Raw genomic sequence first — 18,068 nt, 5'->3', positions numbered from 1 at the left:
GGAAACCTTCACTAACTTTAGAAAAGAAATTCTTACTAAAGCAAGTGCTCCGTCACCATAATTAAAGGGTTTATCAAATTACATTTTGCCACCTTGAGTCATTTTTTACTTTTGTAAACGAGAATCGTTATCTATAATATTGCCTGATCGCAGATGAAATTAAATCTTAAGAAGAAGCTGGCTAGCTTTACTATTATTGCCGTAGGAAGTGTATTCTGTATATTCCTGACTATTTCACTATTATTTATCCGCCGTTCGTTTGTTGAGTCCAATGAGCACCTGCTGATTGAAGAAACGCAAAAAGCAGCCAATGCCATTAATCAACAGCTATCGTCGCATATGGCAGTCGCCCGTGCACTGGCACGTTCTTTTGAAGTTACCTACAGCAACAACTGGGAACAAATGTATCCGCTCTTCAACGCTTCTATGGAGCAAGTAGCAAAGGAAGAGGATGATTTTCTGGCGGTATGGAATTGTTTTCAATATGAATATATACTACCTACGTGGGGCAATAAACCAGGACGCCTAACATCTACCTTATCACGCGAAGAAGGCCAACTGAAACATAAAGAAATTATACGTGATATAGATGGTATAAAACCATCGCCCTATTATGATGCCATTGAATCATTAAATGAAATGATTGTTGAACCCTATTGGTACCAATATGGCGAAGATGAAAGTGATAAAGTCCTTGAAACATCAATTGTTGCACCCATGCAGGCTAGTGGTGCTGGGATAGGCGTTGTGGGCATTGACATCTCTCTGGATGCCTTTCCTGCTTTTGTAGCTGACATTAAACCTTTTGAAGCGTCTACAGCTATTTTATTGTCTACCAAAGGTTCCATCATCGGACATGAAGATGTAGAAAAACTTGGCAAGCCATTAAATAACTTCTATGATTCCATTAACATTGCTGCGTATACACACCTGAATAAAGAAGCGTGCGAAATATTCGAATATAAAATTGATGGTGAGCAAATGGTATTTTCACTGGCGCCCATATATCCCGGTAAAAGTTTGACGCCCTGGTTCGTATTAATCCAGACCCCCAAGAAGGTACTAACAGCTAAAGCCAACTGGATTGTTTCAGTATTGCTGATTATTGGACTGGTGTCTATTGCTGTGATTGCGATACTCGTTTACCTGGTAAGCGGCCGTATTGCAACACCCATTATAAGCTCCGCTAAAATCACATCTACTATTTCATCAGGTGACTTAACCAGCGTATTTAACTACAAAAAGGAAAAAGACGAGTTAGATGTCCTTAATAATTCGCTCCTCGACATGCAGGAGAAGTTATCGGTAGTAGTAAAAATGATTCGCGAAAACTCGCAGCAAATACAAGATGCATCCAACCGCTTAGAACAAGATTCGAGCACCTTATCAAATGCCACGTCATCGATGGCCACCTCATCCGAAGAGGTATCATCGGCCATTGAAGAAATGACGGCCAACATTGAGCAAAATACCGAAAACGCGCGCATCACCTCACAACTGTCACACACAGCACTGGAAAGTGTTAAAAACAGCAATAACTCCACTCAACGCATGCGGCAGGCAATGGGCTCGGTGGCCGAACGCATTTCTATTATACAGGATATTGCATCTCAAACCAATATCCTTTCACTAAATGCAGCCGTAGAAGCAGCACGCGCAGGAGAAGCCGGACGCGGTTTTTCGGTGGTAGCCTCGGAAGTAAAAAAACTGGCCGAACGCAGCCAGGATGCTGCCAAAGAAATAGAAAAGCTATCAAGACGTGCCCTAATGATTTCAGAGAAAGCCGGTAATGATATGGAGGACCTTGTTCCTGAGATAGAGAAAACCTCATCACTGGTGGATGAGATAACAGCTGCCAGCCTGGAGCAAAACACTGGCATTCAGCAAATATCCGGCGCTCTTCAACAGCTGAATCATGGAACCCAACAAAACGCTACACTGGCCGATGCGCTGGCACAAAGTGCTGATGAGCTAAATGCATTCGCCAATGAATTACAGCGCCAGGTATCCTATTTTAAGATAGCGAATCGCTAATCAAGATTTTAAGCAATAAAAAAGTACCATAGTCACATGGTACTTTTCATTATATTCTTGACTACAATTAGTTAGCTAAGGCCTTTACTACAGTTGCTCCCAAATCAGCCGGCGATTCAACCACGTGAATGCCACACTCGCGCATAATGGCCATCTTGGCTGCAGCCGTATCGTCTTTGCCGCCAATAATAGCACCCGCATGTCCCATACGACGCCCCTTAGGAGCTGTTTGTCCTGCAATAAACCCAACCACTGGCTTAGTACCATTTTCTTTAATCCAACGGGCTGCATCAGCTTCCATGGTTCCGCCTATTTCACCTATCATGATGATAGCATCTGTTTCAGGATCATTCATAAACAGCTCCACCGCCTCTTTTGTGGTAGTCCCAATTACAGGATCGCCTCCGATACCAATAGCTGTTGAAATACCCAAACCAGACTTCACTATCTGGTCGGCAGCTTCATAGGTTAATGTACCTGATTTAGATACCACCCCTACTCTTCCTTTCTTAAAAATAAAGCCAGGCATAATACCTACTTTGCATTCTTCGGCTGTTATTACACCCGGGCAGTTAGGTCCAACCAGTATGGCTTCTTTATCTTTTAAATAATCTTTAGCCCTTACCATATCATTGGTAGGAATCCCTTCGGTAATAGCTATAATGACTTTAATGCCTGCATCAGCCGCTTCCATAATAGCATCAGCAGCAAAGGCCGGTGGAACAAAGATCACTGACACATCAGCCTTAACTTTTTCAACAGCCTCAGCAACCGTATCAAATACTGGTAGATTTAAGTGTTGAGTTCCTCCTTTACCTGGCGTCACACCTCCCACCACCTGAGTTCCATATTCAATCATCTGGGTAGCATGAAATGTTCCTTCACTGCCGGTAAATCCCTGAACTATTACTTTAGAGTTTTTATTAACTATTACGCTCATAGGGTAATTCGATTTTAATTAGCGATATCTTAAGAGTTTAAATTGTTATTGTAAATAACCGATAGCTTCGCCTTTTGTTTTCAGTTACACTTATTTCTATCAAAAGTTGCTATTACTGGTCGATTGTTTCCCGCAGACAATCAATAAAAATGCAACTAAACGTGATTTTAGTCATATTTCCTCAAAATATACTGTTAAGTTATAAAATTTAACATTAGAACTCTGAAGATAGCCCAAGCCATTACAGACAAGCTTTAAAGATATTGAGGTCTTTTATTGTTTCAGCAATAAGACTTAACAATGGCAAAATTGATGAAACCAAGCGTATTAGTATACCGTTTCAAGGACAAAAGGATTAAATAGGGAATTCATCAGGCACTGCCTGAAAACAAATTGGGAAATGGGAAATTTTACTATTAGACAAAAGCTAATAGGGCTTATTGCAGCTATCGCTTTTGTACTATTAATCATTGGTACAATGACGTACCTTTCTTTTAATAAGATTGATACATTGCACGATCATCTTGCCTATGCAAAACAACTGCAAGAGAATATGCTTAAAATGCGTAAATCCGAAAAGGACTTTATGCTGAGGGATTTAATCAGTTATGATTATTTTGAAACCGGACAGAGCAAATACCTGAACGCCTTTCATGAGGTAAAGCAAGATAACCTAAAAACACTGCAAACTCTTCAGGACAGCCGTTATATTGAAGAATTCAACCTAGTTAACAACCTTCAGGTATTAAAATCTGACTTTGAAGAATATGATAAGCACTTTGACAGTTTAGTACAACTTCTCACCCAGCGCGGCCTCAAAGACTACGGGCGTATTGGAGAAATGCGAACAGCCGTTAAAGCACTGGAAGAAAATTATAACGACGCTTCATTTATAGCAGCTCAACAATTGCTATTGCGTAAACATGAAAAAGATTACCTGCTTAGAAAGGACATTTCTTACCAGAAAAAGTTAAATGATGCTGTTGATGCTTTCATTAAACAGATAAAAAGCAGTAAGCAACTAACCGAAAGCAAGAAAGATATACTGACCATGCGATTAAAGAACTACCAGCAGGCCTTTAATAACATCATCAGTATTGACGAACGAATTGGGTTAAGCGAGACAGAAGGCATAAAAGGACAATTGCGGGCAACCATCCACAGAACTGAGCCTGCCATTGATGCGATTGTTGTTGCCATTGAGCAGGAAAGTGAAAAAGCCATTAACGCCACCATTCGAAACATCATTGTTCTCATTATCTTCTTTTTGGTGGTAACCATAGCCCTGCTTGTTGTTATCCTTTCAACCATTCAGAATGGATTACGGGCTGCCCAAGAAGCCGTAAACGCAGTGGCCCATGGTGATTTCTCGCAAAACGTTGAAATCAAAAACCAGGATGAGATTGGCAAGCTGCTAAAAGATGTGCAGCTAATGATTAACAAGCTGCGCAAAAGTGTAACGGTTGCCTCCGAGGTGTCAAAAGGTAATCTGCTTGTGCTGGACTCGATGAATGAAGATGAATTTGAGGGAGAACTGGATGATGCGCTCATCCAAATGGTGAACCGACTGAAAATTATTATTGAGGAAATAATGATTGCCTCCGATAATTTTGCAACTGTCAGTAACCAGTTGAGCACCTCATCGGAGCAATTATCTTCGGGTTCTTCGGAGCAAGCAGCTTCAAGTGAAGAGATCTCATCATCCATTGAAGAAATGACCAGCAGCATTGCTCAAAACGCTGATAATGCCAAACGCACCGAGCAAATAGCTAATAAAACTGCCCGGGAAATGAATGAAGGCCAGCTGGCAGTAGATGAATCCAACAGAGCTATTAAACAAATTGCTGAGAAGATATTCATCATCAACGACATCTCACATAAGACAGACTTATTGGCGATTAACGCTGCCGTCGAAGCTGCCCGAGCCGGTGAGAATGGGAAAGGTTTTGCCGTTGTTGCCAGTGAGGTAAGAAAACTGGCCGAACAAACCCAGCGCGCTGCCCGCGAAATTACAGAACTGGCAGCTACAAGTGTGGATATTGCCGAGAAATCGGGTAATATGCTAAAAACACTGGTGCCCGAGATTCAAAAGACGGCACAGTTGGTTGAGGAAATTAACATCTCGAGTGAAGAACAGAGTGCCGGTGTGACACAAATCAATTCAGGTGTGCAGCAATTAGCCAATATTACACAGGAAAATGCTGCATCTTCAGAAGAACTGGCATCAACTGCTGAGGAATTATCTTCACAGGCAGCTCAAATGAAAGAAACAGTTTCATTCTTCAAAACTAAACAAACTCCAACTCGCCAGACTGCAATAAAGGCAGGCGCAAAGAAGTCAGGTAAAGATGCGAGTGATGAAAAAATAGCCAAGGGCATTCAGATTGACATTGAAGAGAATACAAAATCGATAGACGATGAGTATGAATCTATATAAAGATGTACATCCCAATCAATCTATGAAATACTATTAATTATTGTTTGAGGCGACTGTCATGAAATCTATGACAGTCGCTTTTTTTTGTACTTTAGCTGTTCAAAACAGCACATTATGAGAAGCCCAATCCTCCTGTTACTACTCTGCTCCTTCAACCTGAGCGCTCAATTGTTAAGTCCTTTACCCGATCATTTGAATAAACGTTTGCTTCTGGCACATCCAACTACCAGTACCATCGAGGTTATTTCAACACTTCATCAACATCAACTAATTGACCTAAATAGCATTGAACTGGTGGGCGTTTACCATAAGGATGAAACTTATGACTACAGCCAGTCGCAGCTTATGCTGGATACCTTGCAAGGTATTAACATGCAGCTTTACCAACTAACAGATACTCTATTCACTGATAGCCTGTTTTGCCATAATGCCTGCTCTCAAACGTTTCAACAACTATTTGACGAGAGCGAAGGCATCATCTTCTTTGGCGGTCCTGACATTCCACCGGCTATATACAATGAACTTTCGCACGACCGCACTGTAGTTACCGATCCTTTCCGCCATTATTATGAAATCTCTTTTCTGTATCACCTGCTGGGTGGCTACCAAAACAGCGATTATACACCTTTAGTTGAGCAAAACACCAATTACCTGGTATTTGGCATCTGCCTGGGCATGCAATCGATGAATGTGGCCACTGGTGGTACCCTTATTCAGGATATACCAAGTGAAATATTTAATAGCGATGAAACAAAGGGTCTTGAACACCTCAAACCAGAAGAGATACACCGGAATGCCTATGCTAAAATGCCAATTAATGAGGGTAAGCAACTTGCAGGCTCCAGTTTCCACCAAATTGAGTTCAAGGATTACTTTTTTCCCAGTCTGGCAAAGGTAAAACCAGAGCTAAAGCCTTGGGTAAACAGCTACCATCATCAATCCGTTAAGAAACTGGGTAAAGGTTTTGTCATTGGGGCGACCTCCACCGATGGAAAAATCATTGAGGCAATGTTCCATGCACACTATCCCAATGTGTTTGGTGTACAGTTTCATCCCGAGCGTTCACAATTCTATTTAAAATCTAAGAAGTACATCTTTCAACCTGGCACACAACCAAAATTATTGTCGGATTTTCTGAATGAAGAGAGCATGCAGTTTCATGTTCAGTTCTGGCAAGGCATTAATGCGATTCTGCTGGAGTTATAGAATATATCTACGCATAAAAAAAGCCGGCTAAAATTAGCCGGCCGCTATTCATAGCTCCCGATTAGTCGACTTAACGCAGTCGTCTTGTTCGTTTTGATTTTATTAAACCTCCATAGCGGTAACTCAGCATAATTTCGTGACTACCACTATTGTAATTCCCCAGGTTGGATACTGAGAAATCGTAAGAGTAACCAATCATCAACTCTTCAGATACATTGACATTAGCCATAAAAGCCAATGCATCGCCCAAGCGATATGTCATACCAAGCCAATACATATCCTGATACACCATCTGAGCAGTGATATCAGTTGATGGCGGTGCCCCTTCAACAAATTTATTGATGAATGATGGCCTGAGTTTAAAGTCATCATTGATGGTAAACAGATAACCCGCCATGATGTAATAATGACGCTTTAAAACAGCCAAAGCATCTTCCTGTGCCTCCTCAGGATTAATCTCTGATTGAAATAACTTGGGAACGGATATTCCTGCATACAAGCGATCGTCGTAGATGTATAAACCAGCACCCAGGTTAGGCTGAAATTTGCGCTCCACCTGTCCCTGAAAAGAGGGATCGATTGAATTGGCATCGAGCAACAAGTTATCCAACCCTACATGATAGTTATAAAATCCCCCTTTGATACCCATCGACAGTTTTAAATCATCCGTCAGATTCACTCTGTAGGCATAATTTACATTGAAATAAAAGTTATTGACCGGCCCAACTTTATCGGCTACCAAAGCCACTCCAATACCCATATCGTGCTGCGTAAACGGCGTATGCGCGGCAAATGAATAGGTGCGCGGCGCTCCATCAAAACCCGTCCATTGCATACGCGACAGAAACACTGCCTCTAAAGCATCCTGCGTACCCGTATAGGCCGGATTGACCGACATGGCATTAAACATGTACTGTGTATATAATGGCTCTTGCTGGGCTTCTACCTTTGCTGATAAAACAACCAGTAAGCAAGCCAATGTCATCTTAAATAATTTCATCATCTTCATTTCTGTATTGTATTATCAGTTATCGATTTAAGTAGATATACCCTTTCAAGACCTGCTTGGTATCCTTAATGTTAATAATGTAGAAGTATGTACCAACAGGCAACTCATCACCAATGGAGAAACCTGCATTGGATGTGCCATCCCAATCATTCAGATACTTATCAGCTGTATAAACCACATTTCCCCAGCGGTTGAATACCTCTATGCTCACCTCTGTAAACTGACCTAACCATGGTATTTCATACAAGTCATTGATGCCATCCCCATTGGGCGAGAAGCCTTTGGATAGCGGATAATCATCATAGCACAAGTCGATATCCAGATAGTCAGGCACCTCATCATTGTCACAATCGCCAATACCTTCTTCCTTGTCGCTGTAACCATCGCCATCCGAGTCATCATCCAGATAGTTAGGCACACCGTCATTATCCGGATCATCATCACCTTCAATATCGTCCGGAATCAGATCTTCATCACTATCTTTTATCACCACTGAGATCGTTACGGTAGCTGTAGCACATTCGCTCGGACTGCCATCGTCGCAGACCTGGTAGGTAAATGAATCTACACCTACGAAATCGGCATCAGGCATGTAAGCGAATGTTCCATCCACCTCAATAGTTACTGTTCCATTGCCGGGCCTTACCAGGGGCACTGTTGTTACATACAGCGTATTTTCTTCTTTATCTGTATCGTTATCCAAAACAGAAAATCCTTCCAATACTTGGTTACGCCCTGTTTCAAACACATCATCAACAGCGGTTGGAGCTTCATTAACCACCTTCTTTTCTGCAACAATGATTTGAACACTGGCACTTGAGCACAAAGCCGGACTACCATTATCGCAGGCCTCGTATGTAAAGCCATCCTCACCAAAGAAGCCCTGAACAGGTGTATAGGTATAGGTTCCATCGGTATTAATTACCAAGGTACCATTGGTTACATCAACAACCGGTGTTGTATTGATGGTCAATTCATCGTTTTCCGGATCCGTATCGTTACTTAACAGATTGGTACCATTCAGCACCTCGTCCTGATTAACAGTCGCCACATCGGATAACAAAGTTGGGGCATCATTCACCGGATGGATAGTCACCGTCACGCTGGCTGATGCACAATCACCATCGCCGTCACACACCTGGTATTCAAATGATACATCGCCAAAATAGTTATTGCCCGGAACCAGCTTTAGGGTATTATCAGGGTTAACGCTCACCAAAGCATTGGTTGGTTGCGCTATAACTGAAACCACTATATTTCCATCTTCCAGGTTCGCATCATTAGCCAACACATCCATACTTTGTAAAGAGACATCCTCATCTGTTGAGAAATCATCAGCAGTAGCCAAAGGCACCTTATTAGGTATTTCATCATCAGTAATAGTGGCAGTAGCCAATACAGTGGCATCAACCAGTGCATTAACCGATGACAGTTGAAGTGTAAAGGTTTCATCAGCTTCCACTGCATTATCATCAATACCTGCGACTGCTATTACCTGCTCCTCCCCTGCGTTTCCGGCAAAATAAATGGTATTTGGTGCATTATTATAGTCAACCCCACCTGTTGCCGATACATCGGCAAATGAGTAGTTCAACTCAAAACCACCTTCGATGGCTTTATCTGCTACAACAACAAACTGTCCTGTTGCATTCTCTTCAAACGAAATATCCTCCACAGAAAGGGTTACAACACCATCGTTATCGTTAATTGTTGCATTTACGGATGCCACTACATTTACAAGACCACTATATGTTGAAAGCGCTATAGCAAACACCTCATCGGCTTCTACTATGTCATCATCCTCCAGATTAATGGTAATAATTTGTGATTCGAGAAGAGTGCCTGCAAACGCTATATCACCTGATGCAGGTACAAAGTCATCATTGGATGCCGTTCCAGGTGTTGTTTGATAAGCAATGCTGAAACCTCCCTGAACGGCCTTATCAGCTTCTAAAGTAAATATAGCTTGCTGCGACTCATTAACAGTGATATCAGCAACTGTTATTGTGGCTGTTCCGTCATTATCTACAATTGTTCCTATAGCTGAATCATCATCACCCACCAAGGCATTTTGGCTCGCTAGTGACACCATAAATGTCTCGTTGCCTTCCACTACATTATCATCATTCAAATCAACCGTGAATGACTGTGTTTCGTTGGCCCCACCGATAAACGTCAGCTGACCATCAAATATATTGGTGTAATCATCACCTGCGGTGGCCGATTGCGGTGTTAGGTTGTAATCCACAACTAAACCGCCTGCCACCTCACGGTTCAGTGCAACAATGAAGGTCATAGTCTCATCTTCATTAGCCGTCACATCTTCAATTGTCAGGTTAGCACTATCCTCATCAATAATGGTAATAAGTGATGCATCCGGTGCCTGAACTGCTGCAACTGATGGCGTATAAACGATACTAAACGTTTCATTCCCTTCAACCAAATCATCGTTTAAAGCACTCACCTCAAAGGTGACTGATTCACCTGGTGTGCCGTTAAAGACAAGCGGATCGCCTGCTGCTTCATAATCATTCACACCTGATGTTTCGTTATCTAAAAACTGATAGCTAACTTCAAATCCGCCCTGAACAGCCTTATCTACGGTTAATGTAACCAACTGTGAACCACCTTCGGTAACTGACACATCACTAACTGCGAGAGTAGCTGTGCCATCATTATCAGTTATAGTAATCGTATTAAACGCTGGCACTGTCACTAAACCGCTATTGGATGTGTAGTTAACAACGTAATTCTCTGCATTCTCCACCACGGCATCATCGATAGTATTAATTTCAATGATTTGTTCCTGATTGACAGTTCCATCAAAAGCAAGCACATCGACTACCGAAGTATAATCAGAAACAGACATGGCAGTACCATTAGCTGTAGCATAAGAAATATTAAACCCTCCCTGAACAGCTTTATCAACCACCAGTTTAACAATGGCCTTATCTGACTCAATGACATCAACATCAGCAATTGTTACAGTAGCTGTGCCATCATTATTAAGGATAGTACCAATAGCAGTTTGAGAAGCATCAACTAAAACATTGGAGCTGGATAGCTGCACCCTGAAGGTCTCATCTGCTTCCACAACCAGATCATCAGTAAGTGAAACGCTTATAGTATGCTCTTCTCCTTCAATACCTGCAAACACCCATTGCTGTGGGTCATTATCATAGTCCGTACCACCAGTGGCGCTTATATCAACGAAGTTAGATGTTACAGTTGTTCCGCCATCAACTGCCTGCGATAATGTAACAACAAAACTTAGTACTCCGTCTTCTGTCACCTGAGCATCACCAATTACCAATGATGCATTATCATCATCCAAAATAGTAGCAGTAGCATTATCACTGGCATCAACCAATGTACTGGCTGAGCTTAGCTGCATAGTAAATGACTCCGATACCTCAACAATATCATCATCAACAGACGCTACAACCACGTCTTTCATTTCACCCTCAGAACCTGCAAATACGATATTGCCGCCTGCATTATTGTAGTCAACACCGCCAATGGCCGTACCGTCAATAAATGAGTAACTAAGCGTATAACCACCCTGTACCGCTTTATCAGCTCTAATGGTAAATGTTCCTGAACCATTCTCATTCATTGTAATATTCTCGACTGTTACCTTGGCCTGCCCATCATCATCGGTAATATTCACTAGTGATGAAGCCTGAACATTTACTAATGCTGATAATGTTGAGAAGTTAACGGTGAAATTTTCGATTCCTTCCACTACCTCATCAGTCAGACCATCAATAAAGAATGATTGCGTTTCGTTACTCGTTCCATCAAACGCTAAAGTTTCTGCCGATACTTCATAATCAAGTCCGGCAGTTGCTGTTCCATCAGCGGTTGAGCAATCAACAATAAAACCTCCCTGAATGGCTTTGTCAAGCAGCAACACCACTTCTGCGCTTCCTCCTTCGGCGACAATTACGTCAGCGACCGTTACATTGGCTGGTCCGTCATTATCAAGTATATTACCAGTAGCCGTATCCGAATCATCTACCAGTGCATTTGAACTGGTAACAGTTACTGTAAAACTTTCGCTAGCTTCGACTATATTATCATCGCTAATGTTCACATCAAAGGAATGCGATTCCCCGATGTTTCCGGTAAAGGCCAAGGGTATTGATATAGTAGTAAAATCATCATCTCCTGTGGCCGAGCCATTGATAAAAGCATAATCAACCGTAAAGCCACCCTGCACCGCATTATCAAGGGAAATGGTAAAAGTTGCTGTTTCATTTTCATTTACCGTTACATCATCAATGGTGATGGCTGCTGCATCATTATCTATGATCGTTCCTTGTGCTGTACCATTAGCTACAACTAAGCCATTTAACGATGCTAATCGGATTGTAAATATTTCGGGACCTTCCAACAATAAATCATCGACTCCAGCTACATTGATTTCGTGAGACTCATTGGCTGTGCCTGCAAAACTAACCGGCGTCACTTCATCATCGAAATCAACTCCTGCCAAAGCACTGCCATCTTCAAAGCTATAGTTTAGCGTATAGCCACCTTGCACTGCTTTATCAGCAAGAATACTAAAAGTTCCTGTTCCATTCTCATTAAACGAAGCATTTACAATACTGATGGTAGCCTGGCCATCATCATTTGTAATGGTAGCTGTTGCGTTTGCTGCTACACTAACCAATGTGTGGGCCGCAGACAATGCGAGAGCAAAGTCTTCATCCTCCTCCACTACTAAATCTTCGGCAGTAGTTATATTAACAGGCTTCGTCTCACCTGCTGTTCCTGCAAAAACAACAGAACCACTGGCAGCTGTATAATCCTCACCAGCTATGGCCGTACCATTATTGGTCGAATAGTTAATGACCACACCTCCTTGAACAGCCTTATCAAGTGTTAATGTGAATTGTGCATTGTCACCTTCAGCTACACTGATATTATTAACAGTTACTGCCGCTGTTCCATCATTATCTGTAATAGTAGCAGTTGCAACATCATCGGTACCCACCAATGGATTACTTGATGACAAGCTCACTGTAAATTGTTCAACAGGTTCCACAATATCATCATTCTGTGTGGTTACCGTAAAACTATGTGACTCACCTGCAGTACCTGTAAAAGTCATTGTTCTATCAATAGCCTCCAAGTAATCTACTCCTTTTTCGGCTGTATTATCTGTTAAATCATAAGTAATCACCGTACCTCCGGCTACAGCTTTATTAAGAGCCACTGTAAAGATGGCATTTCCCCCTTCTGTTACTGTTACATCGCCCACTGTCACTACGGCCACATCATCATCTATAATGGTTCCGGTAGCAGTGTTACCGCTATTTACCAATGGATTGCCAGTTGATAAATTGATGGTGAAAGTTTCTGAACCTTCTACAATGGCATCGTCAATACCAGTGATATTAAAATCATGAGCTTCCGACTCTGTACCGGTAAATACCAGACTTGAGCCTGTAATTGTAAAATCAGTTCCCAGTATAGCTGAACCATTGCTTGTGCTGTAATTCACTGTAAAACCACCCTGCACGGCCTTATCAACTGCTATTGTAAATGCTGCTGAGCCATTTTCATCAACTGTTTGGTTGGCTATTGAAAGAGTTGCCTGGCCATCATTATCAGTAATCGAACCAGTTGCATTATCTGAGGCATCAACAGAAGGATTAGCTGAGCTTAAGCTAACGGTAAAAGTTTCGGTCGGCTCAACCACATTATCATCACTAAGCGGTACGATTATTTGCAGCGTTTGTCCATCAACTCCCGAGAACACGACTGTTCCACTCGCTCCATTGTAATCGCTTCCACTATTAGCCGACTGGTCGGTAAGATTATAGCCAACGGTTAACCCTCCCTGAACAGCCCCATTAAGCGTTACATCAAAAGCAATCTGTCCGTCACCTTCTGATGCAGAAGCGTTAATAACAGCCAAAGAAGCATTATCATTATCGGTAATAGTCCCAGTTGCAGCAGATGCTACAGAGCCGGCCGACAAGTTATTCAAGGCAACAGAAAATGTTTCATCTGATTCAACAATAGCATCGCCAACAACTGGCACACTAAAAGTGGTTGTATTGCTACCTACTGCAATCATTCCCGAACCGGATTCAATAGTATAATCTATGGGGTAAGTCGCAGTTACTCCGGTAATAGTAAAATCAAATGAAAGATTTGCAGCCACATTCTCTGATGCTGATACCGTAAACACCATATTGCTGGTGCCAGCATCTCCTTCTGTTAGTGAAGCATTAGCTATGCTCAGCACAACATCACTATCTGAATTCTGTACATTGACAGTTAATACGAGGTCTTCAAATCCGCCATTAACATCAGTTGCCCTGATAACCAGACTATAGCTTGTCAGGTTTTCATAATCAATTGCAGAGCTTATATTAACAGCTACTTCACCAGTATTGGCATCCACTTTAAAAGCATTGGATGTATTACCTGACAGAATTGAATAGCTTATTTTTTCACCATCAATATCATTATCTGTTCCAGTCAACTGATCATTAATATTAAATAGTATGATATTGTTAGTGGCATCTTCCGAAACTAAAACCGTTCCATTAATAACTGATGGCGTATCATCCTGGGGTGCTACACTTAAATTAACAGCTGCACTGGTTTCAGAATAAGCTATGCCGTCACTGGCTTTCCACTGAAAAGAGGTCGCACCATTCCAGTTTACTGCCGGTAAAAATTTTAAATTACCAATGGCCGCCAATTCAATTTCCTGATTAAGGACCACGGGATTCCCTGACAATTGAAGTTCACCTGCTACAGCATTGGGTAAGCCAGTAATTTGAATTTTTGCTAAAGGCTCACCTTCTTCATCGGTGTAGGTTGTTGTAAAATCTGCCGCGGTAAAAATATAATCAACATCCTCGGTAGCATTAAGATTTACATTGGATACTACAGGCACATCATTAACAGCATTAACAGTGATACTCACATCAGCAGTCACACATCCATTAGGCGTTTGATCATCGCAAATGCGGAAAGTAAAACTATCCGAACCATTAAAATTCGAATTAGGCGTATAGGTAAAGTTACCATTAGCCAACATCGTTACGGACCCATTAGATGGAGGAGTAACAGGTGTTGTTTCTGCAGTGAGGTTACCACCATCTTCATCAGTAGCCCCTGTTAGCAAGTTGCCAACATAAGGGATATCTTCATCGGTACTAACCACTTGTGACGATATTGTTGGTAATCCATTTACGGTGATACTTGCATTATTAATCAAGTCAACCGTGCAATTGCCGTTATCTCCACTAATGGCAAATACATTAGTGCCTACATTTAAAAATGTTTCTGATACATTCAGGTTTAAATTTGCATCACTGCCTGTTCCCGAGGCCACTGGCGTATTGTCAGAGTCATAAACTGTATACACCACATCCTGTTCTGCGGATTGGATGGTTACAGTTCCTGCAACATTCTCTACTACTTGTGAGCCCTGCACAATCAGGCTGTTGTCAAGAACATTAACAACAGAAATAGTAAAAGGTGCAGAAGCATTGGAACAACCCTCTTTTGTCACTTCCAATGTATAATCAGAGCCATTATCAGCCAACGTTACATCCGTCTTTGCCAATACCTTTGAGCTGCCAATTACCGATGTTCCCCGCTTCCAGGTATAACTGGTTGCTACTGTTTCATCGGCACTCAACGATAAATCTTCACCAACGCAAAGAGCCACATCACCTGTGAAAGAGACGATTGGCGCAATGGATACCTCAAACTGCTTAGTAATCGCACATCCTGCCTTAGCAACAGATAATGAATAGGTACCTGCATCGGCTAATGTCAGATTATTAACGGTCAGATTTTGGGCTGTACTTAACACTGTTTCACCCTTCTTCCATACATAGCTGGCGCCAACTTCCTCGGCAGTTAGTGATAATGTTCCTCCCACACAAACAGATACGTCACCTGTAAATAATACCGATGGCCCAATATGCAAGGCAAATTCCTCTATACTTTGAGAATAGCCATCGTCCACCAGTACATAGATTATAGCATAACCCGATTGATCAGGAATAGGCACCACATTCAGCTGACGACTGGCGCCAGTCCCAGACAAACTGATACCACTATTCTCAACTGCATTTTGGTCATGAGAATAGGCAATCACGGTAAGGTCTTCTGCTGGTGTTTCAGCATCTCCAATGGTAATTGGGAAACTCAATAATCCTTCGTTGGTACAAATAGTTTGATCACTAATGGCATTTATACTTGGTGCCGAATTACTCACCAGGTTAACAATACTTGATTGTAACGCATAGTTTGTACCGTTAGAAGCTGTAAACTCAAAAGTATACTTACCACCAAACCCACTTGGTGGTGTATAAGTAATATTACTTATCTGACTGGCTAAAATTACCTGTCCAGCAGTAATTGGAACGCCAGATAGCCGTAGACTGCCATCTGCCGGCAGCGTTAGTATTTGTATTTCTGTCAGGTCTAAATCATTAGGATCGTAATACTTGTCGGTAAAATCAGTCAGGTTAAAGCTAATAACCTCATCAATACCTGCCACTAAATGGATGTCCCCCAACACTGGAGCTTCACCATTGACACACTTGGTGGTTCCGGTGATGACATCGAAATTGATTAAAGGCATCCCCAGGTCAATGGCATTAAACCATGAATTCATGGTTGTTCCGTTACCATTGTAAGCGGTATTGTTTGAATCATAAATCCATACGCGAGGCATATGATTATTAATGATTAACTGCTTCTGCTGTGTTTCATCCATACTACCGTTACCGGTGGGATCGCCCCATGAGCCAATTTGTGTATCATCCCAGTAAAGAGTAGGCCCCAGCTTATTAAACGGACGAATGGAATAGGTGGATATACCACTTAGCGACTCAACATCGTACAAAGGAAAGTGAGCTGGTCCGCGCCCCAAAAAGGTTGCAGTAGCAGAATAAGAGCCATCAGCCACCTCCACCCCATTATCGTTGGTAAAGTCCCAGAGCACGTAATTAGTACCAATTTTAAGCTCCAATTGCAATGCTTTGTCATTTCCTGCAGTCGAGTATCCATTACCATCCAAATCGAGCAACACTGTGGCGAAACCGTCAATATTAGTCTCTATCTTAAACATGGTAATACTCTCAAACGGACAAGTAACATTATTCTTCTCCAAAACAATTGCACTTGGCTCCAGGGCTAATTCCTGAGGTTGACGATCATAGTCATAATCGTATATCAGATTGTCATCGAACCATACTTTGACCGAAGGAGGCGGTAAGGCTGTATTCTGCCACACAGCCCTGTCCGGATCATTTAAGAAAATTCGATATTCTGATATATCACTGGTATTGGTTAAATCGCCATCCTGGCTTTGCGCCTTCTCGATAACATTATCATTCACATCCAGCGAAACTCCATATGAATTTGCCACAAAATTGAACGAATAGGGCTTCATTTCGTACTGCACCTTATTCACAAACTCATCGGCGGTGAATACAAAAAAATCAGCCTTTACTGGATAGTCGGTATAGCTGGTTGTAGTAAATGCCCAACCCTTAGACCAAAGTCTGCCCGCTGACACATTAGGCTGACCAGGATTTGTAATTACATTATTACCAGCATCCGTTACGGTAACATCAAAAAATTCGAGAGCAAAACGCCGTCGCCGTATTTGGTTATTACCACCTGGCGTGTAATCCCAACGCCATGTTTCAAACTCGATGTAATGATTACCTGTAGATTGTGCCTCATAAATATAAGGCGTGTATCCATTACCATCTGATATGGTTGTTCCATTTATAATAACACCTTCGGGGCCTGTCACTGCTTCTGAGTAACTTGAAATATAACCAGATCCTGATGACGGGAAGCGTCTTTCTGAAAACACAATATTCCCTTGGCCATCCTTGACTCTTAAGGAAGTGCGTGACACTCTTCCTTCTGAATAATTGGCCATGCGCATTCCGAAGTGCATTTTTTCGCCAGCATTCAGGTATACATACAAGCGTTCTTTGTCAGTGGCACTCTGCGTTGCAAACAATTTATCATCAGATCGATAAATTTCTAACCACAGTCTATCGCTTGAGTTGGGCATAAATTGCTTGGTCCCTTCTTGAGAAAAAGCAATAAAAGGATAAAAATAAAGTACAAAAAGTACTGATTTAAGTATAGGTTTAAGTATTCTCATCAATGGTCTAGAATTAATTTAATCTATCGACAATTTGTACGCTCGCACAGAGCTTTAGTTGCTGATACACGCCCACCTTTACATGAATGTCAGCTATTGACACGGTGAAGCATGCATATCCTTTGATGAAATACGATGAGAAATAGAAAGAAAAGGGCTAAAAGCAACAAAAGCCCACCTAATCAGATGAGCTTTTGTGCGGTCTGGACGGGACTCGAACCCGCGACCTCCGGCGTGACAGGCCGGCATTCTAACCAGCTGAACTACCAGACCA

6 protein-coding genes and 1 tRNA gene are annotated in these 18,068 nt (G+C 41.9%); 3 read left to right on the top strand and 4 right to left on the bottom strand.

Annotated elements, in window-relative coordinates:
- Positions 1-153 precede the first annotated feature (153 nt).
- A complete protein-coding gene (locus tag KDU71_RS18525) occupies positions 154-2,034 on the top strand; it encodes a methyl-accepting chemotaxis protein (RefSeq protein WP_212192596.1) in 1,881 nt (626 codons plus the stop codon).
- 67 nt (positions 2,035-2,101) lie between these two features.
- Here the strand turns inward: KDU71_RS18525 and sucD are convergent, their stop codons facing one another.
- Positions 2,102-2,974 (bottom strand): succinate--CoA ligase subunit alpha, encoded by an 873-nt coding sequence (gene sucD, locus KDU71_RS18520; protein ID WP_212192595.1) that lies wholly within the window; start codon positions 2,972-2,974, stop codon positions 2,102-2,104.
- A gap of 400 nt (positions 2,975-3,374) precedes the next feature.
- Between sucD and KDU71_RS18515 the strand changes: the two genes are divergently transcribed.
- Together KDU71_RS18515 and KDU71_RS18510 are read left to right on the top strand one after the other, a co-directional pair.
- Positions 3,375-5,411, top strand: coding sequence for a methyl-accepting chemotaxis protein (locus tag KDU71_RS18515; RefSeq protein ID WP_212192594.1), 2,037 nt, complete (start codon positions 3,375-3,377; stop codon positions 5,409-5,411).
- 114 nt (positions 5,412-5,525) lie between these two features.
- Positions 5,526-6,617: a gamma-glutamyl-gamma-aminobutyrate hydrolase family protein gene (locus KDU71_RS18510; protein WP_212192593.1), complete on the top strand. Its 1,092-nt coding sequence runs from the start codon at positions 5,526-5,528 to the stop codon at positions 6,615-6,617.
- Between the two features lie 70 nt (positions 6,618-6,687).
- Here the strand turns inward: KDU71_RS18510 and KDU71_RS18505 are convergent, their stop codons facing one another.
- The 3 genes from KDU71_RS18505 to KDU71_RS18495 all read right to left on the bottom strand — a co-directional run bounded on the left by KDU71_RS18505 (position 6,688) and on the right by KDU71_RS18495 (position 18,067).
- Positions 6,688-7,620, bottom strand: coding sequence for a PorP/SprF family type IX secretion system membrane protein (locus tag KDU71_RS18505; protein WP_244828580.1), 933 nt, complete (start codon positions 7,618-7,620; stop codon positions 6,688-6,690).
- 25 nt (positions 7,621-7,645) lie between these two features.
- Positions 7,646-17,794: a Calx-beta domain-containing protein gene (locus KDU71_RS18500; protein ID WP_212192592.1), complete on the bottom strand. Its 10,149-nt coding sequence runs from the start codon at positions 17,792-17,794 to the stop codon at positions 7,646-7,648.
- Positions 17,795-17,993: 199 nt separating this feature from the next.
- Positions 17,994-18,067: transfer RNA gene (locus KDU71_RS18495), tRNA-Asp, on the bottom strand.
- Between the last annotated feature and the right edge of the window lies 1 nt (position 18,068).

This window comes from Carboxylicivirga sediminis, assembly GCF_018156225.1.
Classification (GTDB): domain Bacteria; phylum Bacteroidota; class Bacteroidia; order Bacteroidales; family Marinilabiliaceae; genus Carboxylicivirga; species Carboxylicivirga sediminis.
Note: the sequence above shows the minus strand (reverse complement) of the source record. Positions and strands in the feature narration are given on the sequence as shown.